Source organism: Snuella lapsa, from assembly GCF_039539345.1.
In the GTDB taxonomy this organism is placed as follows: domain Bacteria; phylum Bacteroidota; class Bacteroidia; order Flavobacteriales; family Flavobacteriaceae; genus Snuella; species Snuella lapsa.
On the sequence record NZ_BAABCY010000051.1, the window covers coordinates 1 to 25,762 of the forward strand.

A 25,762-nucleotide genomic window follows, 5' to 3' on the forward strand; every position below is an offset into this window, starting at 1 on the left:
ACGCCTTAATGCTCTTCTTGATAGAGAATACAGAGAAAAAGTTCTTGGTTTTAAATGAAATTGCCCTGATTGCAGCTAAAACTCGAATCGGAATTCATTGCAATTTGTTATCTTTCGGCTATTGGAAAAGTATCTTATATATTGTTTTAACAACGAAACCTTAGTAAACAAGTGTCCCCATTCATAAATGACCGAGCGTATTTAATAGCACATATAAAAACTTATATAAGTTTATCGGATAACGAGTTGGCAGAAATCGTAAATTTCTTCGATACCTGTTCTTACAATAAAAAAGCGACTTTATTGTCTGCCGAAAAGCGATGTGATAAGTTGTTCTTTGTAGGGAAAGGGTGTTTGCACCTATACTTTATTGATGGTTTGGGAAACCAAAAAACAATACAGTTTGCCATAGAAAATTGGTGGTTAACAGATTTCTTGGCATTTCAAAGTCAAAAACAATCAAATTTCTACATCGAAGCTGTCGAGCGTTCGGATGTGCTGTCCATATCGTTTTCAAAATACCAGGAGTTATTGTCTAAATTCCCGAAAATGGAAACGTATTTTAGGACTATTTACGAAATTGCTTATGGTGCAGCATTAATGCGCTTAAAGTATATAAACAGTTTTTCTAAAGAGGATATGTTTTTTAGGTTTCGAGATGATTTTCCAGAATTTGTAAAACGCGTACCACAGTACCTTTTAGCAAGCTTTCTTGGTTTAACCCCCGAATATTTAAGTGAAATTAAAAGAAAATAACTTTCTTAAACCAGTTTAAGTTTTGTGGCAATTTCCTTCGTTATCTTTGTTTATTATTAAACATAAGGATAAACTTAATCATGAGAAACATAAAAAAACTTGTTGTTGTAGGGGGTGGTTTTGCAGGTTTGGAGCTTGTAAAAGGATTGGGGAATTCGGTTGATTATGAGGTTGTTTTAGTTGACAGTAATAATTATAATTTTTTTCCGCCATTAATTTATCAGGTATCCACAGGTTTTATGGAGCCCTCTGCAATAAGTTATCCGTTTCGGAAGATTTTACGAAAATTTAAAAATGTCCGTTTTAGGCTTGGTTTCCTTGAAGCAGTTGTTCCTGAAGAAAACAAAATACTGTTAAGTAACGGAGAATTGGAATACGACATTTTAGTGATGGCTACGGGGACGGAGACAAACTTTTTTGGTAACAAAAACATTGCAGAAAAAAGTTTACCAATGAAAACGATAAGCGATGCCTTGTCGCTTCGAAATGTTATTTTAACCCGATTGGATCGTGCTACACGAATTTATGATGCTGAAGAACGAAAAAAGTATCTAAGCTTTGTTATTGCTGGTGCTGGGCCTACTGGCGTAGAGCTCTCGGGTATTTTGGCAGAAATGAAGGCTTCAATTATAATGAAGGATTACCCAGAATTGGAAAAGCATGACCTTGGAGAGATTTATTTAATTGATGGGCAAGCCTCTGTTTTGGCAGCTATGTCCAAAAGTGCTCAAGATTATACGTCAAAAAAATTAACAACCTTGGGCGTTACTTTAATGATGGATACACTGGTTAAGGATTTTGATGGTGAAACGGTGTGTTTATCCAATGGCATTGAAATTCAATCTAAAAACCTTATTTGGGCTGCAGGTGTTTCGGCAAAAACATTTTCGGGATTTTCAAAAGATAGTTTTGGAGCGGGTAAGAGATTAAAAACAAATCAGTTTAATCAAGTCCATACCTACAACAATATCTATGCGTTGGGAGATTGTGCCTTGGTTCTTGGTGATGAAAATTACCCTAATGGTCATCCGCAATTGGCTCAACCAGCACTACAGCAAGCAAAGAATCTGGCAGATAATCTAAACAGGAAAAGTGACAATTGGAAACCATTTATGTATAACGATAAAGGTTCTTTGGCCATAATAGGGAGAAACAAGGCGGTATTGGATTTCCCGAGGCAAACCCACTCTGTAAAAGGTTTTGGAGCTTGGTTAATTTGGATCTTTGTTCATATAATGGGGCTGGTCAACTTTAAAAACAAAGTAAGAACATTGTACAACTGGTTGGGCTACTACATCTACAAAGACCAATATTTTAGAATGATAATTAAGCCAACAGAGAGAACTACTAAATAAAGAAGACTATGAAAAGAAATAAAATAATTGCAGCAATGGTTTTAGTGACCATTGTAATTGGTTGTAATAATGAAAGATCAAAAAACAATGCTAAAGTTGAGGAAGTTAATCAAATTACGTCACAATCTGATACACTAACAAAGCACCTAAAGCCTTTTAAATCCGATTTACCAACAATAGGACTTCTTATGTTTAACGGTGTTTTGCAGGGTGAAGTTATAGCGACTTCTGATGTTTTTGGGAAACCAGACAAAAACGGTAAACAGCTTTTTAACGTAATAGCCATTGCAGAGACTCAAAGCCCGATTACAACAGAAGAGGGGATGCACTTTGTTCCTGATTATACTTTTGAAAATTGTCCAAAACTAACAGCTTTATTTGTGCCTAGTGCTTATGATATGTATGCGCAAGTACATAATAGCAAAATTGTAGATTTTATAAAAGAGAAAAATGCTGAGACCAATTATATTGTTAGTAATTGTGCAGGGGCGCAGCTAATAGGTAAATCGGGTATTGCCGACGGTCATAAAATAGTTACCTGGATAGGAGGAGGCGAACAATTACAAAAAGACTTCCCGAATTTAAAAGTTCAAAATGATAGTTTGGTAACTTTTGTTGAAGATGGGAAATTCAGTTCCTCGAACGGCAATTTAGCAAGTTATATTTCTGCGTTGCATTTATTGGAGAAAATGACAAGTTTGGAACACAGGAAATTTGTGGAGGGCTATTTGTACCTAGATCGACTACGGAATTGGGAGCATTAACAAACATGGTGAGTTAGTATATCGTATCGTGTTTATAACTTTTAACTGTTATAGTTTTGTGGTCTATCCATTCGGTTTCTATTTACTAAATTTAGGGCATAAACATTCCTATAAGCTAATATGAACCCCATTTCCAAATTAATTGATAAGATAAGTAATGAAAACCTGTGGGATAAGGAGATAAGGTTGGAACGCAATGACTATTTAAAAGTAAAAGGAAGTATTGATACAAATATCTATTTAGTAAAAAGTGGGAGTTTAAGAATTTTTGTAGTTGATGAGTACGAAGAGCACACTATTAGATTTGGGTATAAAAATAATTTAATAGCATCTTTAGATTCTTTCTTAAGTGAAGAGCCTTCCGAACTCCATATTCAGGCTCTTAAAAAAACAACTTTAAAGGTTATAAATAAAAAAAGCTATACATCTTTTATGGACTCGTCGTTAGAGAATAAAAAATTATGGCTGGATATTTTAGAAGCCTTTGTATTGCAACAAATGGAGAGGGAAATAGATATTCTAACATCTTCGCCTGTTGAAAGGTATAATAGGGTTTTAAAGAGAAGTCCCCAACTGTTCCAGGAAATACCAAGTAAGTATATCGCATCTTATCTACGAATGACTCCCGAAACACTTTCAAGAATTAAAAAATATTAACTTCGATCAATTTTTTTAATAAGTATTACATTGAAATTTGCAATAAAAAACAATGGCGTTATCATCTAAACAATTATTGCAAAACTTATTGGAGGTTACACGTGAAAATCTAAATTTGGCAGAGAACTTAAAAAAGCAGCCTATTGATTTTTTAAACTGGAAACAAAGTAAGGAAAGCTGGAGCGTATTGGAATGTATTGAACATTTAAACAGATATGGAGACTTTTACATTCCCGAAATAACGAAAAGGATAAATACTTCTAAGCATAAGCATTCTGAAGTGTTTAAAAGTAATTGGTTGGGGACATATTTTAGTAAATCCGTTTCGTATAATGAGAATTTGAATAAGATGAAAACGTTTAAATCTATGAACCCTTTAAACTCAAGCCTTAATAGTCAAACGCTCGAAAAATTTATTAGCCAACAGCATCAAATAATTGAACTGTTGGACAAATCAAAAGATGTAAGCCTAGACAAAACCAAAACCGCAATTTCAATCTCAAAATTCATCAAATTAAGATTGGGGGATACGCTAAGGGTATTAATATACCACAATGAAAGGCACATTATGCAAGCAGAAAAAACCTTAAGGAAAGCTATTAGTTAATATATAGTGCTTGTTGTAAAGTAATACCGTAATGCAATAAAGTATTAGGTCGGCCTTTACACTTATTTATTGTTTGTCTGTTATCTATAAAATAGAGGTCTTTTAACATTTAGCTATTTTTTTTCAAATAAAAGCTTAAAGAAATGCAATAAATAAGAAAAGTATCGTCTTATTTAATGAAGAACCCTTCGTAAAAGGTTTTAATTGGTTTGGAATCAGAAAACAGTAAAAAGCTTAAAGATTTTTTTGGAAGAGAATATGAGTCTCTCAGGGTTTACGTGAACACTAAAATTAGTGATACGGTTAATCGTGATGCAGAGGACATTATTCAGGATGTAGCCTTAAAGTTGTTTTCTGGGGCAGATAGATATGCGCCTATAAACAATGTAGCGGGTTTTGTTTATAGATCTATAAGAAACAAGATCATTGATGTGATACGTACCAGTAAAAAAACGGATAGCATAACTATCGATACCGATTTATTGGAACTGATAGATGTTGTACAGCAATCATCCAATAGTTATACTTCAGATGAAATGATCTTAATATTAAAAAAGTGTATCAATGTGTTAAAACCAGCATATAGGGATATTATCATAGCTGTAGATTTTGAAGGTTACTCCTATAAAGAGATTTCTGAAGAAACAGGGATTTCTGTAGGAACACTTATGTCCAGAAGACACAGGGCCATAGGTATATTATACAAAACAATAGAAAAGGAAATTAACAAACATAAAATTAGTATATCATGACAAATTTTTTCACACATAAATTCAGGAAAAAGTCTCAAATAGAAATCGTTGGAATGATCATTTTTGGAGCTATAGCCCTAACAGGATTGGTTATTTTATTTGGATTTGTAATTATGTGGTTATGGAATTGGCTCATGCCAGATATTTTTGGGCTTACAACACTTTCATATTGGCAGGCAATAGGCTTATTTGTATTGTTAAAGATACTTCTTGGCGGTTGTGGTACTGGTGGCAGTAAAGATGGATCGAAAAGTTCAAACGATAAGTGTAAAAAGGATTCAAAGACCGATTTTTCGAAATGGAAGTACTATGATAAATTTTGGAAAGAAGAAGGGGATGCACATTATAAGGAATACGTAGAACGACAAACAAACCCTTCGCAAGAAAGTAATGAATTAAAATCTGATTCAGAATAATATTAAAGACATTATGGAATTGCTAATATTTCAAACAGATATTAAATCGCGTAAAAAAGTAAGATCCCTAAAATCAGTATTTAATGCACATCCAGACATCATTAAGTGGTCTATTGATCTGGAAGATATTGATAATGTGCTTCGCATTGAAGCAACAGCAAATTTATTGGAAGAAGATGTTATTGATCTGGTAAAGGTAAATGGTTTTTACATTAAAGCATTACCAGATTAAGTAATATAACTGTTTTGTGTTTTGAGTTATTCAACTTAACAAAGTAATATTGGGTTTATAGCTTATAAGCTCAACATCCAAGTGCGTTGTAACTTCTTAAATTTACGTAACTCACTACGTAAAATGGGTAAAAAATCCTTACCATTACTATTAGAATGCTCTAAGCGGTAAGCGTTTTTGTAAAGCCTGTTCGTTAGGCGTTTAAGTGCATCAATATGCTTATGCTTTCTATCGGAATAACGTTCTCTTTCGGCATTCGCTATTTCAGGAGCTAAAGACACCGATTGTTGTACAATATCTCCCGAAAAATAGATGTGCTGATCTTCGGAACCATCTTCCTTTAGTTCAGATAAATCGTGATTTAAGTATGTAGAGATACTTTGCGACAAGGCAAAAATCTCCATGGCCTTTTTATATAAAGGCGTGTCAGACAAGTATGGTGAATGGTTGTACGACATCTTAGCTAAGCAATTTTCATCAAAATTAGTCACAAGAATTCATATCTTACTTTAAAAGTTAAAGTAAATATGTATATTTGGTTTAATAATTAATTTTTTATAGTTAAATTTCTTTAAATGGGGTTAGATGTGCTTAATGAGAAGATTTTAAGGTGTTTACAGGAAAATGCAAGACTCTCAAACGCCGAAATAGGAAGGCGCGTAGGGATAAGTTCTCCAGCGGTTTCTGAACGCATTAAAAAGATGGAAGACCTAGGTATTATAGAAGGCTATAAAACTATAATTTCGCCATTTGAAATAGGGTATCAATTAAAGGCCATCATTACTTTGCGTGCTTTTATGGGGAAATTAAAACCTTTTTTGGAAAAAGTGAAAACTTACGATGAGGTTATTAATTGTTACCGGATTACGGGTGACGAAAACATCGTTATGGAAGTTGTTTTAAAGAACCAAAAGCATTTAGAAGCGTTTATAGATCAACTTATTATATACGGAGAAACAAAAACACAAATTGTTTTGTCTCGCGTAGTAAAGCTAAAAGCGTTAAAGCCCATTTAAAATTATTTAGGGATACGCCAAGGAGGGTTTTTCCTGTTCTTTCCTGCATGGTATAAGATGATGGTATTGCCATCGGGATCTAATAAATGCGCTTCACGCCATAACCAACGTTTATCTTCTGGGGCACTTATAAAAACAAGCCCTTTACTTTTTAGTTGTGTTACTAGAGCATCTAAATTATCGTCTTCAAAATATATGCTTACACCATTGTCTTTGGGTAGTGTTTCTACAAGATGAATGGATAGCGTCGAATCGCCATCGGGGCATTCAAACCTTACATACCTTGGAAGTGCATCTACAATGAGCTGCAATCCCAAGGTTTTGTAAAATTCGGTTGCTTTCTCAAGATCTAATGAAGGGATGGTTACTTGATTTAAGTTCATACGAAACGTTTTTTTGCTTTTAGGAATTGTTGTAGTATTACCAATAGTAAAATACAGAAAGCGGCTAATACGGTTATAAGATACCAAGTATTGTCAAATCCAAGACCATCTACCATACGCATTCCTGCATTGTGACCAAAAATATGGGCTATAGAGAACGATATGGAGTAAAGCGCCATATACTCACCTTGGTTCCCTTTTTTTGCCCGATCCATTGCAAAAGCATTGGAAAAGGGGAAAGCTATCATTTCACCTACCGTAGCAAGCAGCATACCAATAACCAATACACCCATCCAGGTTGTTAGGTTTAAAATGATAAAGCTAAACCCAGTAAGGATCGCACCAAATATCATAAGCCCAGTTTTGGTAAACCGCGAAGTTTCCAACCATTTTATTAGAGGCATTTCAAAAACAAAAATGAGAAAACCATTCATTCCAAGTAACATGCCAATTTCAAATTCGGTTAGCATATGTGCGTCTTTATAATACAAGGGCATGGTAGAAAAGTATTGTAAAAATACAATTCCGAAAAGAACCATGGCTCCTAAAAATATTAAAAAAGGCGTATCACTATAAGCTGATCTAGGATTAGAAACGCTTACATCGTCCAATGTTTTTGTTGTTTTGGGATTCAATACATTTATCAATACCAAAGCAGCCAAGGTACAGGTAATACCATCCACCCAAAACAGACCACCATAGCTTAGTGTTGTTATAATGATGCCGCCAATGGCTGGGCCTGCAGAAAAGCCTAAATTTATAGCCAATCGTATTAATGTAACCGATCGTGTCTTGTTTTCAGGTTTGCTGTAAGCACTTAAAGCAACGAACATGGCAGGTCTAAACATGTCGGCAATAAGCATTACCAATAGAATACCAATACAGAACGATACAAATGTGGTTAAAAACTGTAAAACAACGAATAGTATACCAGTAGCTAGTAAGCTAAATACCATAACTTTATAGAAACCAATTTTATCGGTTAGCTTTCCACCAAGCCAAGATCCTATTACAGAGCCTAGTCCAAAAGCACTCATTATCCATCCTACATCGTTTAAACTAAAGTCTAGACTCTTGGTTAGGTATAACGATAAGAACGGAATAACCATAGTGCCTGCCCTGTTAATAAGGGTAATTAAGGCGAGCCACCAAACTTCTTTAGAAAGTCCTTTAAATGTGTTGATGTATTTAGTAAATAGTGTTTTCACACGAATAAATTTAAGTTAAACATTTAATTTTCAATATTTTATACAATTATCAGTTAAGGACACCTTTTAGGTAAAATTTTCACACACATGCTCTAAGGCAATACTCTTTTGTGCTTAACTGATAAGGTCAGTTTCATTCTCGTGGTTTTTCCAACAGTAAAAATCGACCTTTGTTTATTTTTTATGCCAGTTGGAGGGGTTCTTCCCCCAGATTGGCCAGTTGTTTTTTATCATACCCTTTTGTGACGGATTCCTTTAAAATTATTTTGCAACGTAATGAGGGTTTCATTCGTTTAAAATTTTATAACCACCCGATAATAAATTAATTGTAAAACTGAGAACGTATGCAACCGCTTCGCTCTCACATTAAAAATTTTAAACATACCCTTTGTAAAACTATTCTTGAAATTTATTAATGTTCGTTTCATTCGTGTGTATTAATCTTTAGAATTGAGACTTTAATTGCTAGTGTTTGTGTAAAGTGTGGACTACCTAAAAATAAAAAGTCCAACTTTACAGTTGGACTTTTACATATTGTATTATTCTATATCTACATCATCACAATATATAACAAATCCAACTCTTCCATTGTTTTAAAATGGAATATTGTATTGTACAAATGGTGACGTTTAAATTCATGTTGTCTTTTTTTTGATCCTCCAAAGCTATGTAAAATAATTGTAAGTTGTATTTTTGAAATGAAAAAAAATAGAATGAACAAACTTTTACCATTTATTTTAGTCATACTTATTGCCTTTGCCTGTGGTGAAAGGAAACAGCCATTGCGGGGGGAAACTCCTTTTCAGAAAGAATTAAATGCCAAGTTTAAGGATGCAACGGTGTCTCCTTTAACAGATAAGGATAGAAAAGCATTTAAAGGGCTTGATTTTTTTAAATTCGATTCCACTTACATCGTAAAAGCACATTTAAAGCAAACGCCCGATACAGATTGGTTTAATATGCAAACCACGACAAGTCGGGTTTCCAAAGAACGTGTTTTTGGTGTTTTATCTTTTAAATTGTTAGGTAATGTGTATCAATTGAATGTATACCAAGGCGCAGATACCATGTTAGAAGCTGGCTATGAAGATTATTTGTTTTTGCCATTTTTAGATGAAACAAACGGCAAGGAAAGTTACGGGGGAGGACGTTATATAGATTTACGGATTCCTGAAGGGGATAGTTTGGTAATCGATTTCAATAAAGCCTATAACCCATATTGCGCTTACAATCCTAGTTATTCTTGTCCTATTGTTCCTCGGGAAAATTATTTGAAAATACGCGTAGAAGCAGGTGTTAAAGCGTTTAAGGAGCATTAAGCACAATTTAATTACAGAATTGTTACTTTGCTAATGTTGAGGTATAGCTATTTAGAGCTCAAAAGAAATGTGAGTGGAAATACTATTTCACGGCAATATAAATTTGGGTTTCCCAATTAGCAGGATTAGGAGTTTGCATAGGATCTGTTATATAGCTTTCCAGCATTGGGCCATTTTCATTAAATTCCAACCCTTGTTTTTCGACATACGACATCGCGGTTTCCCAAGCTTCTTTTAGATTGTCATAATGACCTTTAAGTGTCGTTTTAACTGCTTTGAAATCTTGAAGCTGCCCTGTTAAAATGCTATCGTTAGTTGTTATTACCTTTTCGGTTGTGGGGATACAACAGGAAAATATGGTCGCGTTATTGGTTTCATCCCATTTGTGATAGATTACAAAAGGAGGGCCAGATGGCGTTAGTTTATTTTTGGAAGCATAGTTTATAACTTTGGGTAGCATCGTACTCATATTGTCTTTTAAATCATCTATTTTACAAGATGTTGTATTGTATAAGTAATACCCTCCACCGTGTTGGGTTATCCCATTTATGGTAATGTTGTAAGCTTTCATACTTGCTACGACGATACTGTCCAGCTTTTCAAGGCTGCGCTCGTAATGTGGGCCTATTTGTTCGTCCATGCTCCCTGCAAAAACAGTAAAGGCCTTGAAGCCAAAAGGTAGGTCGTTTCCAGAAATGGACCATGTTACATCTGTAGAACCATTGGCATTGGGCTCAAATTTCCAGTTAATGCTTGAAGCGGGGAAGTCGGCAAACTGCATGGTTTGCTTAATGGATTTATTAGCAACGGTTTCAAGCGTTTTCATGGTGCCTATGCCATCTTTGTCCTCCCATGTGTAACTTCCATTAACACCCTGTGTTTGCTCTGGGTAGCTTATTTTTATATCTGGATCGGACTCTACCCACGACGACCAAGCTTCCCAGTTTTTTAGGTCTATAACATTATTATAAATTACGGACGCTGGTGCTTTTATGGTGCGTGTTCTGCTAACTTCAAACGTATTTGGCTGTACAGCAATGTATACAGAAAGTCCTATGACAAAAATTAATAAAAGAAATAAGAGGTATTTAAAAGCTTTCATTTTTTTCAAATTATAAATCAAAACCAAAGATACTTATTTTTTAACTTTCAATTAATAAATTATTACATTTGCCTATTAAAAAATGAATATTTAATAATTAAACAGGGGTGATTTGTGTTAATCAATAAATTATTGTGTCAAATTGTTGATTTGCAATTAACTGAAAACTATAATAACGGTAACGAATGAACTTACGATTAAAATTATGTTTAGTGTTGTTAGCAGGGTGTTTTATGTCCTGTGGGAATGATGCTAAAAAGGAGAATGAAAAGGTAGAACCAGTAGTAAAGGCAGATGTTTTTGACTACAAAGTAGATGCTTTTGCAGATATTCAAGTATTACGGTATCAAATTCCAGGATGGGATGCCTTAACTTTAAAAGAGCAAACATTAGTATATTACTTAACCCAAGCGGGATTGGCCGGTAGGGATATGGTATGGGATCAAAATTATAAGTACAACTTAAAGATTAGAAATGCTCTGGAATCTGTATATACCAAGTATACAGGTGACAAAAGTACAGAAGAATGGAAAGCATTCGAAACTTATTTAAAACGCATTTGGTTTAGTAATGGTATCCATCATCATTATTCTAATGATAAAATTGAGGCCGGATTTCCAGTCGAATATTTAAAAAAGCTATTAGCAGAAACTAATACAGAACTAAAAGGAGCAGCTTTTGATGTCATTTTTAACGATCTCGATTCTAAAAAAGTAAACAAGTCGAAGGGAGTTGATAATGTGGCTGTCTCTGCGGTTAACTTTTATGGAGATGGGATCACCAATGCAGATGTAGAGCGTTTTTATAGTGCTAAAAAGTCACCAGATCCAGAAAAACCATTGTCTTTTGGTTTAAACTCTCAATTGGTTAAAGAAAATGGTGTTTTAAAAGAGCGCGTTTACAAATCGGGAGGCTTATATGGCTCTGCTATCGATGAGGTTGTAAAATGGTTGGAATTGGCAAAAGGTGTTGCTGAAAATGAAGCGCAAGCCAATGCCTTGGGTTTGTTGATAGCGTATTATAAAACGGGAGATTTACAGATTTGGGATGATTATAATGTGGCCTGGACGGCAGCTACCGAAGGAAACATAGATTATATTAACAGTTTTATTGAAGTGTATTACGATCCGTTGGGTTATCGCGGGTATTACGAATCTATTGTACAGATTAAAGATTTTGAAATGTCTCAAAAAATGGCTGTATTGTCTGAAAATGCGCAGTGGTTCGAGGATCACTCACCCTTAATGGAAGCCCATAAAAAGAAAAATGTGGTTGGGGTTTCATATAAAACTGTTAATGTGGCAGGAGAGTCTGGCGGTGCATCACCAAGTACGCCAATAGGGGTTAATTTACCCAATGCAAACTGGATTCGTGCTGCCGTGGGAAGTAAATCGGTATCCTTGGGGAATATTATACATGCAGCTAACAATGCAGGGAGCTCCCAACGGTTAAAAGAATTTGTTCATGATGAAGAGGAGTTAGCACTTGAAGAAAAATACGGGCAATTAGCCGATAAGTTGCATACCGCTTTACATGAAGTTGTGGGACATGCCTCGGGACAATTAAATCCAGGAGTGGGAGAGACCAAAGAAACACTTAAAACCTATGCGTCTACATTAGAGGAAGGACGTGCCGATTTGGTAGCCCTATACTTTTTGTACGATTCTAAATTGCAGGATTTGGGGTTGGTCGACGATTGGCAGAGTGTTGGCAAAGCAGCTTACGATGGTTATATTAGAAATGGGCTCATGACACAGTTGATTCGTTTAAAGTTAGGTGATGATGTTGAAGAGGCGCATATGCGTAATAGACAGTGGATTTCAGCTTGGGTTTATGAAAAAGGGAAGGCCGATAATGTTATTGAGAAAGTTACCCGAGATGGAAAGACTTATTTTAATATTACCGATTATGAAAAGCTCCATACACTTTTCGGACAGTTGCTTCGTGAAACCCAACGCATCAAGTCGGAGGGTGATTTTGCAGCTGTTGAAGCCTTGGTTGAAGGTTATGGTGTAAAAGTAGATCAGGCACTTCATAAAGAGATATTGGAACGTAATAAACAGTTTAAATCGGCGCCTTATAAGGGGTATGTAAATCCTGTGTTGGTGCCAGAAATGGATAGTGAAGGTAAAATCATTGCGGTTAAAGTTACGCAGCCAAAAACATTTGCCGAACAAATGTTGGCCTATAGTAAGCATTACAGCTTCCTTCCAGAAGTTAATTAATGCAAATACTTAGAAGAAATTAGAAAACAGAATCTTAAAATTTTTAAGGTTCTGTTTTTTTATTTACGCTAAATGCTAAAAGAATACCATTAATGGCTATTAGTATCGCAATGATTATAAGGATTTTCATGATTTGAGATTGGTCTTAATTACTGTTTAGATGCATTAGACTACTTTTGGTTGCGTCGTTACATACATTTTTTTTAATAAAACAGTTTTAGACCAAAAATTCCTACCTTAATATTGGGCTTTATTTTAGTTTTTTAAAAAAACTTTAATGGCTACAATGCATAGAATAAAAGATATAAAGGCAACAAGCATCCAGATACTGCCTTTATAAAAGCGTTTGTGAAGTTTTAGATCTTTTCGATAGGTATAGCCTATAATGATAGCGAATACTATAGCAAACAAAATACCGAAAATGATTTGACCTTTACTGAACATATGGTTATTTTTAGGCAAAAATAAAAAATTAAAAGAAGTTCTAATAAAAGGGTAACAACTTACCATAAAACTAATATTAAAATAAATGAAGAACAAGATTGAAGCTGTAAAAGCATTTCATACTGCTTTTAAAATAGGTCATCGTGAAACTCCCAAGGCCGATTTGGGGGTTGATAAGAATACGCTGCGATTTAATTTAATGAGGGAAGAAAACGAAGAATACTTAGAAGCAGCAAATAATAATGACTTGGTAGAAGTTGCCGATGCATTAGGAGATATGCTTTATATTTTATGCGGTACGATAATAGAGCACGGTATGCAATATAAAATTGAGGAAGTATTTGATGAAATACAGCGAAGTAACATGAGTAAATTGGGGGAGGATGGGCAGCCCATTTACCGTGAGGATGGTAAAGTGCTAAAAGGTCCCAATTACTTTAAACCAAATATCGGATCGATTTTGGATAAATAACAAAAAAGGCTGCCTAAAATAATGGTTATTTTTAGGTAGCCTTTTTTGTTTGAGTATGAATCAAATCAGGGGGTATTCAATTTTATAAGTTGGATTGAGTTACTATTCTTACCAAAGAGCAATCCGAAATCCTTTTTATTGCCCAAGTTAATAGGTTTCATGACTTTAGTGTCCCCATTTATATAAATACCACTTTGTGTCGATGGTATAGGAGAGAAGGCGCCCTGTCCGTTTCCTTTAAGCAACAAGCCATAGCCTGCATCATTTCTAGGGGTTTCAATTTCGGAAGCATATAGGTTCCCGACTAAAACAATATCGTTATTGCCATCGTTATCAATATCTTTTAATAAAATGTCATTGACAGACGAGAATTGTGCCTGATTGGGAAGTTCGGTTGCTTGAAATGCCCCATCACCTAAGTTTTCAAGGTAGGTAGTAGCAAAGGAATTGGCAGTATAGGATAACGATTCTTCAAGGACGTCGCCATAAACATCTTTTAAGGTAGCTTGTCCAAAATCACTGTAGGTTGGAAACTTCTTTTTAATGAAAGGCATTTGTGCCGAACTACATGAACGCCCTCTTAACGGATAATTTTTGCCCAGGTCGTAGTAACTGAGAACAATATCCAAAGAGCCATTATTATCGAAGTCGGTTGTATGCACTCCAAAAGGGGCTTCGGAACTGGCTTTATACTTGTAATTTTTTCCTAGGTTACCAACTATTATATCCATATCTCCGTCATTGTCCATATCTGCTGATGCAATGCCATACCACCAACCAGTAAGATTGTCTAACCCAAAATTTTGAGTTTGGTTGGTAAAGCCATTTGCTTCGTTTTTAAATATGAGTATGGGTGTCCATTCGCCAACCACCACTAGATCCATTTTGTTATCACCCGTTAAATCGACCCATTCGGCATCCGTGATCATCCCCAGATTGTTAAACTCGGGGGCTAGTGAGTCTGTAACATCCTCGAAAGTTACCTTGCCATCTTTAGTTTCATTTTTTAAAATATAACTTTTAGCAGGAAAAGGATACTTTCCGGGGATGAGCCTGCCGCCAACAAACAGATCCAGATCACCATCGTTATCATAATCGCATGGTTTTACTACCGATCCGCTGGTTAACATTTTTGGTAATGCTCTACTGGTTTTTGTGAAATTACCAAGACCATCATTTAAATAAAGGCGATCCTGTAATTCGGCGTCATTTATTTCAAATTCGTTTCCGCCACTTACAACATACAAATCCAAATCTCCGTCATTGTCAGCATCAAAGAATGTTGCTCCAATGTCTTCACTGTTTTTATCTGTAATCCAGGCATTGCTGTTTACTTTTTGAAATGTTTGGTTTTTTGTTTGTACATGTAATGCGCCACTAAACCCTTTAGCTCCTCCAATAAAGAAATCATCCACTCCATCATTATTAATATCCCCAACGGCCAAAGCTGGTCCAAAATTGGACATTTTGTGTGGCAATAGACTTTCTTTGTTAAAATCGTTATAGTCATTCTCTACATGTTTGTAATTAATGTTATAATGGAGTGTCGCATCGGTAAATAAAGGTTTGTACTTAGGAACCTGATGATTAATGTTGTTTTTTGCTTCTTTATGGTCTAATGTAATTAACTGATTTGCTTTAATATTGGTTATGATTTGAACTTTGCTATCAGGCCATGTAATTTTAAGTTCATCAATTGTTTTGTTTTGTCCTAAACCAAAATGTAATACCTCACTAACAGATGATTGAAAGCCTCTTGTTAGATATTGTTCTACAGTTTGTGTATTATCCTTAGTAGTAACATTAACTCTGGCTCCAATACCATGGGTATTTTCTTTAGATCCTTTCAGTCTTACTTTTAAATAGTTGCTTTTACTTTGTTCGGTGCTATTGTTCTTATAAATGAAGGCAAGGTCATCAGCATTGTTGACTATTATATCGAGGTCACCATCGTTGTCCAGATCGGCATAGGCAGCACCATTAGAACTTGTTAGTTTCTTATCTTCTGGGTTTAATTCCAGTTTGGAAAATGTAAGGTCGCCGTTATTCCTGTAAAAATAGTTTTCCTTTTTTCTTTTGGGCATGTGTGCTAAAATGTCTTTAACATAGGCCTTTTGGTCAAAGTTTTTTCCTTGTTTTTTTAATTCAATAATTTGCTTTTGTCGCTCTTTACGGTAGTTTATAAAATCATTGTTCCTAAAATCACCCTTTATACCATTTGAAACAAATAGGTCTTTCAGCCCATCATTATCCATATCTAGGAACAACGGTCCCCAACTCCAATCGGTACTGGATACACCTGTTAATTGGGCAATATCCGAAAACCTGGGTAGGCCATCATGATTACCGTTGTTAATTTGTAAAGCATTATACATGTATTGATGGTGTAGCCCCAGATCAACATGTTTATAAAACCTCTCAGGATTCATGCCACTCATACTGGTTTTAATATCATAATTATGTTCAGACATCATATCTAAGGAAATAAAATCCAAAAGGCCGTCATTGTTGAAATCGGCGATATCGTTACCCATAGAAAAATTGGAACCATGATTGGTTATTTCTTTTATAACTTCTTTAAAGGTTCCATTTTTTAGATTGATATACAAATGGTCTTTTTCGGAATAGTCATGGCCAACCAATATGTCTGGCCATCCATCGTTGTTCAAGTCACCAATAGCAACTCCTAAACCATAGCCTAATAAATTATTGATTATACCAGATTGTTCTGTAACGTCCTTAAAAAAGCCGTTGACGTTTTTAAATAAACGTTCCCCTTGAAATTGCGATTTGGTTGCCATTAATTTTTCTATGGCATCATCGGGATATTGCATAATACCATGATTAAGAAGGAACATATCCAGATCGCCATCTTTATCATAATCAAAAAAAGTAGCTTGTGTAGATAAATGAGGGAGATCCAGTCCGTATTTTTTACCCTCTTCTTTAAAAGTTGGAATGCCTTGTGCATTATTCCCTTGATTTACATAAAGTTCATTACGTCGTTTGTTAGGGTCATTAAACTTTCCGGATTTACAAATGTAGATGTCTAGTTTTCCATCGTTATTAATATCTACTAAGGTAACTCCAGTAGGGAAACCATATTTTCCTTTAGTTTTTGAAACGTCAGTTATATCCGAAAATTTCAATTTCCCTTGATTTAAATAGAGTTTGTTGGATTTTAAATTGGAAACAAAATAAATGTCAGATAGGCCATCTCCGTTTAAGTCCCCAGTGGCGACACCGCCTCCATTGTAAAAATATTCATAAAACAAACCATTCATGGTCATGGATTCGGTTAGTTGGTTATTGAAATGAATATTGGTTATTTCCGAATTGACTATGGTAAACAAAGGAAGAACAGGCACTTGATTATTAGTCGTTATATCCTCTCTGTTTTTATTACATGAGAGTAATACGATAAGGCAGTTGAACATTAAGAAACAGCTAGAAGGACGCATGTTGAAAAGAATTATGTTATATAATATAAAGCAAAAGCGAGGCTAGTATATATAATACAGCCTCACTTTTGAAATACTCAAACTAAATTAAAAACGTTAGTTTGTATAGTTTGGGTTTTGTTCCAGTTTAGTGCCTTCAATATCGAATTCACTAGCAGGTATTGGCCATAGGTAATCTCTACCTGGATTAAATTGTCTTGTACCTCCTGGGTCTACCAACCCATCCATAACCTGTTCAGCTATTCGCCACCTACGAATATCGGAGTATCGAGTACCTTCAAGAAGAAGCTCTACACGGCGTTCATGTCTTATGGCCTCGCGCATTTGTTCTTTAGACAAACCAGCAGGCAAAGGAGGCATATTTACACTAGGTCTTGACCTAATGGCGTTAATGGCATCATAAACAGAGCTGTCTGGTCCCGAAGCTTCATTCTTGGCTTCCGCATAGGTCAATAATATTTCGGCATATCTAAATATAATAGCATTTAAGCCTGTTCTTGTTGGGTAAGGTGTTGGTGCTACAACCCCATCTTCGTCGTATTCCGTATATTTCTTAAAGCAGTAACCTCCAAATTCTCCAACATGGTCTGCTATACCATTAATAGTAGCTCCAGGTACGGAAATAGTTTGTTTTAAACGAGGATCCCTGTTTTCATAGGGGCTGTTTTCGTCGTACATTGGAGAATCATCGATAGACATTCCATCGGTCATTTCGTATTCGTCTACCATATTTTGTAAAGGCACAATAGACGACCAACCTCCAACTGTATAACTACCTAAATACAGTTCGAAAAAGTTACCTTGTTCTGGGGACTTGTATTGCACATCGAATATAACCTCTTCGTTATTTTCGTTGGCTTCACGGAAAAGATCTCTGTAATTGGGGAATAAGTCATATCCCATACCCATTATTTCTTGAGCTGTGCTAGCAGCTTCAGCCCAACGGTCGTTATATAAAAGCACTCTGGCCTTTAATGCTTTGGCAGCACCTTCTGTTGCTTTACCAACTTCTGATTGACTGGAAGGTAATAAAGTTACTGCTTGGTCCAGATCGGATATAATTTGATTTACGACAGCTTCTTTACTATCTCTAGGTAACTCCGAATGTTCTAGTTTTGGACTTTCCAAAATGATAGGTACGCCTCCATAAAAATCTGTTAATCTGAAATAGAAATAGGCTCTTAGAAATAAGGCTTCTCCTTTGGTAGATTGCCTAAAATTCTCGTCAAGACCTTCAACTGCTTCAATATTGTCTAAAACAACATTTGCTCTACCAATACCTCTAAAGCAATCACTCCATATCCAGCTAATAGCACCAGGGCCTCGGGCGTCGTGAGTACCATCTGCTATGGCTTTAAATCCTTCCCATGGATAGTTATTATAAGCGTTATCGGATAAAACATCATAATAGATATAGCTTTGTTCCAAGCTTTGTAGGGAATTATAGATACCGTTAAGAGCTAAACGGACATCAGATTCTGTCTTCCAAAATGTTTCAGAAGATATTTGTGTTGTGGAACTTACCTCTAAGACATCTTTGGTACAAGCTGTCAAAACCAAGGTTAATCCCAAAATAATTTTAAAATATGTTTTCATAATTTTTAGACGTTTTTTATTATAACGAGATGTTTATACCCAGTGAATACACTTGAACATTAGAGTAAGATCCTCTGCCTCCGAAAGGACTCTTTTCGGGATCTAACCCTCTGTATTTTGTAAATGTTAGTGGATTAGTTGCGTTAACATAAAACCTAAGTTTATTTATACTGAGTTTTTCTAACAAAGTGTCTGGTAAAGAATATCCTAACTGTACGTTTTTCAATCTTAAGAACGAGGCATCTTCTACTAAGAATGAAGAGTTTCTCCAAATGTTATTTATATAGTTACTAGATCTAACAAGTCTTGGATATTTGTTGTTTGGATTTTCTGGGGTCCATGCATTTTTTGCCCAAAATTCAGGAAGTCCGGCACTGTTGAAGAATGGTTTTTGCTCTTCTTCGGTTCTTGCATTGATGCCCTCAACTCCTTGCCATAGCATAGAAAAGTCGAAACCTTTATAAGCGGCAGTTAAGTTAAACCCATAAGTGAATTTAGGAATAGAGCGTCCTACAACTTGTCTGTCGGCATCGTCAATAACCCCATTATTATCAAGGTCTTCAAATTTAATGTCTCCGGGTTGCGCATCAGGTTGCGCGCCATGTGCATCTATTTCTGCTTGGTTTTGGAAAATGCCCAACATTTTAATGGTATAGAATTCGTTTATAGAGCCACCTTCAACAAGTCTAGAGAACGCACCGATTTGCGGTGTAGGCAATTTGGTAACTTCGTTGTCGATGGTTGTAAAGTTAAAACTTGCTCCATACTCAAAGTCGCCAACGGCATCATCGTAATTGGCTAAAAATTCCCAGCCCTTATTGCGAACAGATGCCAGATTAACGGTTGGAGGTGTTAAGCCACCAACTACGGTTGAAATATTTACGCTTCTTAAAATGTCTTCTGTATCTTTAATATAATAGTCTACTACCAGATCTAGTTTACCTCCTAAAAGAGACATATCTAATCCTATATCTGTTTGTGTAGAGGTTTCCCAGGTAACATCAGGGTTGGGTAAATTGGTTTGAGCAGCACCACCAACCAGATTGCCTCCATAGGAATATACACGACCCAATGAATAGATGGAACTGTACTGGTTAGGAGTGATGGCTTGGTTTCCTAACTGTCCCCAAGAAGCTCTTAATTTTAAGTTATTGATAACGTCTACATTATCCATAAAGGCTTCGTTAGAAATATTCCATCCTGCAGAAAAGGATGGGAATACGCCCCATTTATTGCCTTCTCCAAAATTAGACGACCCATCGTATCTTACATTGGCTTCAAAAAGGTACTTGCTTTTATAGTCGTAAGTAAGTCTACCGAAGAACGACTGTAACCCATAATCAACACTATATCCAGAAGCCGCCGGGTCTGTAGAACCTGCATCTATTTCTTGTAAAGCGTTACTAGGTAAATCGTTCTTTGAAGCTGATAGGTGATTGAATTTGGAAGTTTCCTGATTGAAACCAGCTAAGGCTCCAATATTGTGATTTTCGCCAAAAGTCTTGTTGTAATTAAGAGTGGTAACAAAGGTTAAGGTACGTTGGGTGTTATAACCATTCCATGCAGACAAAGGATTTCCATTAACACCTAAATCGGTAACGGCTCCTGTTTTAGGGTTTACAAGATCGATTTGTGGTCTAAAAACTTTATGCAAGTTGTGATAGGTATTTACGGCAACAGAACTTTTAATTTTTAATTCATCCAAAAGAGCATACTCTCCGGATAAATTAACCAGCATATTGTCCCAAGAATTATGATTTTTACCTTCCAAGGCACCTGCAAGAGGGTGCGTTGCATTAGGGAAGCCTACCCAAGGAAAGGCATAGCTTCCATCTTCTAGGCGTGGACTTTGCATTGGTGTGGCCCTCTCTATCCAACCAATAACTGTTCCAGCACCAGCGATGGGTTGGTATACATCGTCATGTCTTCCGGATAATTTAAGTGAGTAACTAAATTTATCGGAAACCTTAGTGTCTAAATTTAATCTTGCGGTATATTGTTTGGTATTTGTTCCCAAAACGATACCGTCTTGATCGGTATGACCTAATGAAAATGAATAGGTTGTTTTTTCTCCACCACCCCTAACACTTAAGTTATGGGTTGTAATTTGTGCATCTCTATACATGACGTCCTGCCAATCGGTGTTGGGGTATAAGTAGGGATCTGTACCATTTCTAAATTCATTAATTTGATCGGTTGTAAATTCAGGGGTAGCAGTAGGATCTTCGTTGAAGATAGCTTGGTTTAATAATTCCATAAATTCTACAGAATTGGTAACATAATTGGTTAACCTTGTAGGTTTTTGAAAACCTGTGTAACCGTCGTAGTTAACACTGAATTTTCCTTTTTTTCCTGTTTTAGTAGTAACCAATACAACACCATTCGCAGCTCTAGCTCCATATATGGCAGCTGAGGCAGCATCTTTCAAAACTGTAATGGTTTCGATGTCTGCTACATTTACGTTTCCGAGGCTTCCTCTAATGCCGTCAATAAGTACTAATGGATCATTGTTTCCCAATGTACCTATACCCCTAATTCGTATTGTCGCACCATCACCACCTGGGTTTCCAGAACCTTGCGTTACAGTTACACCAGCAGCCTGTCCTGCAAGCGCTTGGGTAGCATTTGCAATAGGTCGGTTTTGCTCGTTTTCCAGTTTTACCGTGGAAATAGACCCTGTTAAGTTTTCTTTCTTTTGGGTACCATACCCAACGATTACTATTTCTTCAAGTTGGGATGTATCTTCTTCCATTGTAATGGACAAAGACGTTTTGTTGTTAACGGCAATTTCAAGTGTTTTAAATCCAACATAGCTAAATGTTAGTGTGCTGTTTGGAGTTACATTGTTTATGGTGAAATTCCCGTCGAAATCGGTGACAGCACCAGTTTGAGTGCCTTTAACGACAACATTTACACCTGTAAGGGGCATGCCATCACTAGCAGATGTTACTGTACCAGTAATTTTTTGATTTTGGGAAAACCCCAAATTGACATAAAAAATTACTAGTAACGTAAATAGATTACATAATTTTGTTTTCATACTTAAGTTGATTTAAAATTGGATTGCTACAAATTTACCTAGGCAATTCATGGTTGTCTTGCACTAAATTATCAATTACATTCTCTATATTTGCACTTCGTAATGTTAAGGTTATAATGAAAGCGAATTTTAGAAAACTAAAAACACCAATTGAGCAAGCTTTTCACATTAGGAAGGATGTGCTTACCCACTTTGATGATCATTGGCATTTTCATGAACTTTTGGAATTGGTTGTAATTCTTAAGGGTGAGGGGAGACGCTTTATAGGTGATTCTATTGAGACGTTTTCTAAGGGTGATGTTATTTTAGTAGGAGAGAAATTACCTCATGTTTGGCGTAGCAAGCCTCCTGAAAACCTTGATCAGGCAGAGGAAACCTGTGCATCGATTATTATTCAGTTTTCCCCCAATTTTTTAGGGGATGGCTTTTTAAGTTTGGCCGAATCCAAAAAAATAAAAGAGCTTTTTACAAGGGCAGAGATGGGGATGTCTTTTGCAGGGGGAGCGGCACAAAAAATGATAAAAAAAATAAAACGCTTGTTGAAAGAGGAAGGGATGGAGCGTTTATTGTTGTTTCTGGATGTATTGAATTTAGCGTCTCAAACAAGTGAATATAGATTATTGGCAACGCCTCTTTTTAAAGAAACTATATTTAAAAGCGATATGAAAATTAATCGTGTTTTTGAGTATGTAATGGATAACTTTTCCAACCCGATTACTTTAGAGGAGGTCGCTGATATAGCTTCAATGAATAAAACGGCTTTTTGTAGATATTTTAAAAATAGAACCAATAAAACATTTACGTCTTTTTTAAATGAAATTAGAATAGGTTATGCTTGTAAACTTATCCACGAAGAGAAGTATAGTATATCTGAAGCAGCCTATTTAAGCGGTTACAACAGCCCATCACATTTTAATAAACAATTTCGTCTTATTAAAAGGGTTTCGCCATCGGAGTTTGCTAATAGTACAAAGGAGAATATAGAAGAACTGGTTTAAATCAAAGGCCTGTAATAGTAAGGTTTAAATCCATTTACTTCTGTTTTTATGGCAAAGATACTTCCGCTATTGGGGTATTTTTCTAGCTCTGATGCTGATAACCCTTCTTTAGCAGTGGTTATAAAAAGTGTATTCATATTTTTTCCTCCAAAAGTACATGAAGTTACAAGTGGGGCATCTACATCAATTTTTTTGAGCAGTTGTCCAGATTTAGGGTTCCAACAGGTTACACAAGCACCTCCCCACAAGGCAATCCATAAATTACCTAGGTTGTCGATGGTCATTCCATCTGGAGCTCCCAATTTTTTAGGAATTGTTATTACCATTCGTTGATTAGAGATATTGCTGTTTTCGTCAAAGTTAAACGCATAAACTCCCTGCTTTACAGTGTCTATGTAATACATTGTTTTTTTATCAAGCGACCATGTTATACCATTGGAAATGGTAATCTTAGAAATGCACTTTTTCATTTCCTTATTAGAATCTATTCGATATAATGCTCCCTTTTTTGGTTTTATGTCCATTTCCATTGTTCCTATCCATAAGTTTCCATTTGGATCGGCTTTTCCATCATTAAAACGAATATTTTTTGTTTCAAATAGAATGGAAGTATATTCGTTTGATACTCCCGTTGCAGTATTCACTAAAATTAATTTGTTGGTATCTGATATTAAAAACTCTGTATCGGAAACCGGTATAATGGCCGATGTTTTTTTGCCTTGGTATATTACTCTATCTTGTTTGGTTGTGGTATTGGTAGCATGTACTTCTCCTTTAGCAATATCGACCCACAAAAGTTCTTGGGAATTAGTTAGCCATATAGGACCTTCTCCCAGAATCGCTTTAGTGTCTATAAAGACATTGGCTATGATTCTTTGATTTGACACGTACTCATTCTTAAAATTAATAATAGTTAATCTTGCATTAGTGCCGATCTCCCCCCATCAATTAAGTAAGTGGTTCCCGAGATAAACCGCGCCATATCTGAAGCCAAGAATGCACAAAGGTATCCTACATCTTCGGTTGTTCCTAAGGTTTTTACGGGATGCATGTTAATGGTACGTTGTCTTTCGGCTTTAGCATCAGGAAAGCTGTTAAACCATTTTTGATTGCCAGGCGTGTCAATAAACCCAGGTGCTATTCCAACGGTTCTTATTTTAGGTCCCCATTCTATGGCAAGAGATTGAACCAATCCTTTAATGGCGGTTTTGGCTACGTTGTAAGGAAAGCATCCAGGTATACTATGGTAGGCATGATTTGAAGTCATCAGTATAATAACGCCATTGTTACTTGACTCGAGATATGGTTTACATAATTTGCTAAGTGCCCAATGGGATTTTAAGTTTAAGGACATATTAAATTCCCATTGTTCTTCAGTACAATCTTTAGCACCTTTAAACACATTTATGCCTGCATTGGAAACTAAAATGTCAATTTGACTAAAAGTTGTTGAGGTTTTGTTTACCAAGTGTTCTCGGTCTTGTTGGGAAGTAACATCCAAACATGTATACAGGGCTTCGGTACCTTCTTCTTTTATTGCTTTTAAAAAAGTAAGGGCTGCTTTAGAGTTTTCGACAGAAGTACCACAACCAGAAATGTTACAACCAGCCTTAGCGAGTACTTTAGCAACGCCAAGGCCAATACCACTGCTAACACCTGTAACGATAGCTGTTTTTCCTTTAAGGTTGATAGTTAACATCGTATAGATTTTTAATTATATATAAAATCCTTCTTTATGTTCCCTAATGCCGGGATGTTTTTCCATCTCTTCTTCTATCAAGTTTACGCCTAATCCGGGTCTTTTACTTAATACTAGTTTTCCATCTTCAATTTCTAAAGGATAGTCTATTATACTATCTCTCCAAGGCACGTCTTTAAAAATAAACTCTTGCCGAAAAAAATTAGGGATTGACGCACAAACATGTCCTGATGCCAGTGTAGACAAGGGACCGTTAGGGTTATGGGGAGCTACTAGAACATTATATGCCTCGGCCATAGTAGCCATACGTTTCATCTCAGACGGACCTCCGCATCGGGTAATGTCGGGCATGATAATATCACAAATATGCCGTTCTAAGATGGGACGTATGCCATGTCTGGTATAGTGCCGTTCTCCCACGCAAATAGAAACTTCTGAAGGTAAACGTTCCCTAAAGGCTCTAAGTGTATTAGGGTTTTCAGGTCCAGCAGGTTCTTCGTACCAGGTGATGTCCAGTTTAGCCAAACGTTTGGCCATTGCAATAGCTACTTTAAAATTTAACATGGCATGGGTTTCAATCATAATGTCCATATCCTCACCTACAGCATCCCTAACGGCTTTACTAACTTCAAAAGCTCTGTTCTGTTGGGATCTTGTTAGTGATAATGTAGTATCTAAATCTTCGCCATAAAAGTAATTTGTATGTGCAAAGGGATCGAATTTTAATCCTGTAAAGCCAGCGGCTTTCACTTCTTTTGCTTGCTTGGCGTAGTCTTCTTCATTATGACCACCTCCTGTAAACCAATAGTTGGCATATAAGGGAATTTTTGTGCGATACGAGCCACCTAATAAGTCGTAGACAGGAACACCTAAGGCTTTGCCTTTTAAATCCAGCAAGGCCATATCAATGCCAGAAATAGCACACATACTAGCGCCATAGGGGCCAACCCAATTGAGATCTCTATATAGCTTGGTCCAAATAAAATCGGTTTTCATGGGGTCTAAACCAATAATTCTTTGGCCTAGTTCTTTAACGGCACCTTCAACAATTTGGCTTCCGGGCCAGTTTGTTGCTTCTCCAACACCTGTTATACCTTCGTCTGTATAAATTTTAAGAAATGTCCAATTGTATTTAACGCCTTCAACGAGCCATACTTTTACGTCTGTTATTTTCATTTACTTATATTGTTGTTTGTTTTCTTGTTAGCTATGAGTAAGGTGCATGCATATTAAAATTAAAAAGATACCAATAATAAACTT

General features: G+C 36.0%; 23 protein-coding genes. 13 read left to right on the forward strand and 10 right to left on the reverse strand.

The window, feature by feature from the left end; translation table 11 throughout:
• Window positions 1-171 precede the first annotated feature (171 nt).
• The 8 genes from ABD792_RS09345 to ABD792_RS09380 all read left to right on the forward strand — a co-directional run bounded on the left by ABD792_RS09345 (window position 172) and on the right by ABD792_RS09380 (window position 5,539).
• Window positions 172-756 (forward strand): Crp/Fnr family transcriptional regulator, encoded by a 585-nt coding sequence (locus tag ABD792_RS09345; protein ID WP_345005668.1) that lies wholly within the window; start codon window positions 172-174, stop codon window positions 754-756.
• A gap of 80 nt (window positions 757-836) precedes the next feature.
• On the forward strand, window positions 837-2,111 hold the full coding sequence (locus ABD792_RS09350; protein WP_345005669.1) for an NAD(P)/FAD-dependent oxidoreductase: 1,275 nt from the start codon (window positions 837-839) through the stop codon (window positions 2,109-2,111).
• 8 nt (window positions 2,112-2,119) lie between these two features.
• Window positions 2,120-2,875, forward strand: coding sequence for a DJ-1/PfpI family protein (locus ABD792_RS09355; RefSeq protein ID WP_345005670.1), 756 nt, complete (start codon window positions 2,120-2,122; stop codon window positions 2,873-2,875).
• 120 nt (window positions 2,876-2,995) lie between these two features.
• Window positions 2,996-3,532, forward strand: coding sequence for a Crp/Fnr family transcriptional regulator (locus ABD792_RS09360; RefSeq protein ID WP_345005672.1), 537 nt, complete (start codon window positions 2,996-2,998; stop codon window positions 3,530-3,532).
• 52 nt (window positions 3,533-3,584) lie between these two features.
• The gene (locus ABD792_RS09365; RefSeq protein ID WP_345005673.1) at window positions 3,585-4,139 is read left to right on the forward strand and encodes a DinB family protein; all 555 of its coding nucleotides are present in this window, start codon (window positions 3,585-3,587) and stop codon (window positions 4,137-4,139) included.
• 209 nt (window positions 4,140-4,348) lie between these two features.
• Window positions 4,349-4,891, forward strand: coding sequence for an RNA polymerase sigma factor (locus ABD792_RS09370; protein WP_345005674.1), 543 nt, complete (start codon window positions 4,349-4,351; stop codon window positions 4,889-4,891).
• Window positions 4,888-5,307 (forward strand): hypothetical protein, encoded by a 420-nt coding sequence (locus ABD792_RS09375; protein WP_345005675.1) that lies wholly within the window; start codon window positions 4,888-4,890, stop codon window positions 5,305-5,307. The genes ABD792_RS09370 and ABD792_RS09375 overlap by 4 nt, the downstream gene beginning before the upstream one ends.
• 13 nt (window positions 5,308-5,320) lie before the next feature.
• Entirely contained in the window at window positions 5,321-5,539 is a 219-nt protein-coding gene (locus ABD792_RS09380) for a hypothetical protein (RefSeq protein WP_345005677.1), read from the forward strand.
• Window positions 5,540-5,601: 62 nt separating this feature from the next.
• Here ABD792_RS09380 and ABD792_RS09385 read toward each other — a convergent pair whose 3' ends face one another.
• On the reverse strand, window positions 5,602-5,997 hold the full coding sequence (locus ABD792_RS09385; protein WP_345005678.1) for a hypothetical protein: 396 nt from the start codon (window positions 5,995-5,997) through the stop codon (window positions 5,602-5,604).
• Window positions 5,998-6,114: 117 nt separating this feature from the next.
• Between ABD792_RS09385 and ABD792_RS09390 the strand changes: the two genes are divergently transcribed.
• The gene (locus tag ABD792_RS09390; protein ID WP_345005680.1) at window positions 6,115-6,555 is read left to right on the forward strand and encodes an Lrp/AsnC family transcriptional regulator; all 441 of its coding nucleotides are present in this window, start codon (window positions 6,115-6,117) and stop codon (window positions 6,553-6,555) included.
• Between the two features lie 2 nt (window positions 6,556-6,557).
• On the opposite strand, the gene ABD792_RS09395 is transcribed toward ABD792_RS09390, so the two are convergent.
• Complete coding sequence (locus ABD792_RS09395; RefSeq protein WP_345005681.1) at window positions 6,558-6,938, reverse strand: VOC family protein; 381 nt, start codon at window positions 6,936-6,938, stop codon at window positions 6,558-6,560.
• Window positions 6,935-8,146: an MDR family MFS transporter gene (locus ABD792_RS09400; protein WP_345005683.1), complete on the reverse strand. Its 1,212-nt coding sequence runs from the start codon at window positions 8,144-8,146 to the stop codon at window positions 6,935-6,937. The genes ABD792_RS09395 and ABD792_RS09400 overlap by 4 nt, the downstream gene beginning before the upstream one ends.
• A 713-nt stretch (window positions 8,147-8,859) precedes the next feature.
• Between ABD792_RS09400 and ABD792_RS09405 the strand changes: the two genes are divergently transcribed.
• The gene (locus tag ABD792_RS09405; protein WP_345005685.1) at window positions 8,860-9,465 is read left to right on the forward strand and encodes a DUF1684 domain-containing protein; all 606 of its coding nucleotides are present in this window, start codon (window positions 8,860-8,862) and stop codon (window positions 9,463-9,465) included.
• A gap of 82 nt (window positions 9,466-9,547) precedes the next feature.
• On the opposite strand, the gene ABD792_RS09410 is transcribed toward ABD792_RS09405, so the two are convergent.
• Complete coding sequence (locus ABD792_RS09410; protein WP_345005687.1) at window positions 9,548-10,567, reverse strand: SRPBCC family protein; 1,020 nt, start codon at window positions 10,565-10,567, stop codon at window positions 9,548-9,550.
• Window positions 10,568-10,752: 185 nt separating this feature from the next.
• Here ABD792_RS09410 and ABD792_RS09415 point away from each other — a divergent pair, with 185 nt between their 5' ends.
• Both ABD792_RS09415 and ABD792_RS09420 read left to right on the forward strand, forming a co-directional pair.
• Window positions 10,753-12,792, forward strand: coding sequence for a dipeptidyl-peptidase 3 family protein (locus tag ABD792_RS09415; RefSeq protein ID WP_345005689.1), 2,040 nt, complete (start codon window positions 10,753-10,755; stop codon window positions 12,790-12,792).
• Between the two features lie 529 nt (window positions 12,793-13,321).
• Window positions 13,322-13,708, forward strand: coding sequence for a pyrophosphohydrolase domain-containing protein (locus ABD792_RS09420; RefSeq protein WP_345005691.1), 387 nt, complete (start codon window positions 13,322-13,324; stop codon window positions 13,706-13,708).
• Window positions 13,709-13,773: 65 nt separating this feature from the next.
• Here the strand turns inward: ABD792_RS09420 and ABD792_RS09425 are convergent, their stop codons facing one another.
• The 3 genes from ABD792_RS09425 to ABD792_RS09435 all read right to left on the reverse strand — a co-directional run bounded on the left by ABD792_RS09425 (window position 13,774) and on the right by ABD792_RS09435 (window position 21,805).
• Window positions 13,774-17,145: a VCBS repeat-containing protein gene (locus tag ABD792_RS09425; protein WP_345005693.1), complete on the reverse strand. Its 3,372-nt coding sequence runs from the start codon at window positions 17,143-17,145 to the stop codon at window positions 13,774-13,776.
• 120 nt (window positions 17,146-17,265) lie between these two features.
• Window positions 17,266-18,765, reverse strand: coding sequence for a RagB/SusD family nutrient uptake outer membrane protein (locus ABD792_RS09430; RefSeq protein ID WP_345005695.1), 1,500 nt, complete (start codon window positions 18,763-18,765; stop codon window positions 17,266-17,268).
• A 19-nt stretch (window positions 18,766-18,784) separates the two neighbouring features.
• Complete coding sequence (locus ABD792_RS09435) at window positions 18,785-21,805, reverse strand: SusC/RagA family TonB-linked outer membrane protein (protein WP_345005698.1); 3,021 nt, start codon at window positions 21,803-21,805, stop codon at window positions 18,785-18,787.
• A 116-nt stretch (window positions 21,806-21,921) separates the two neighbouring features.
• On the opposite strand from ABD792_RS09435, the gene ABD792_RS09440 reads away from it, so the two are divergent.
• Window positions 21,922-22,803, forward strand: a complete 882-nt coding sequence (locus ABD792_RS09440; protein WP_345005700.1) for an AraC family transcriptional regulator — start codon at window positions 21,922-21,924, stop codon at window positions 22,801-22,803.
• Here ABD792_RS09440 and ABD792_RS09445 read toward each other — a convergent pair.
• The 3 genes from ABD792_RS09445 to ABD792_RS09455 are packed head-to-tail and all read right to left on the reverse strand — an operon-like array spanning window position 22,800 to window position 25,678.
• A complete protein-coding gene (locus ABD792_RS09445) occupies window positions 22,800-23,690 on the reverse strand; it encodes an SMP-30/gluconolactonase/LRE family protein (protein WP_345005701.1) in 891 nt (296 codons plus the stop codon). The two genes, ABD792_RS09440 and ABD792_RS09445, sit on opposite strands and share 4 nt — an antisense overlap.
• 26 nt (window positions 23,691-23,716) lie before the next feature.
• Entirely contained in the window at window positions 23,717-24,502 is a 786-nt protein-coding gene (locus ABD792_RS09450) for an SDR family NAD(P)-dependent oxidoreductase (protein ID WP_345005702.1), read from the reverse strand.
• Between the two features lie 15 nt (window positions 24,503-24,517).
• Window positions 24,518-25,678 carry a mandelate racemase/muconate lactonizing enzyme family protein gene (locus tag ABD792_RS09455; protein ID WP_345005703.1) on the reverse strand — a complete coding sequence of 387 codons (1,161 nt, stop codon included), beginning with the start codon at window positions 25,676-25,678 and terminating at the stop codon, window positions 24,518-24,520.
• Between the last annotated feature and the right edge of the window lie 84 nt (window positions 25,679-25,762).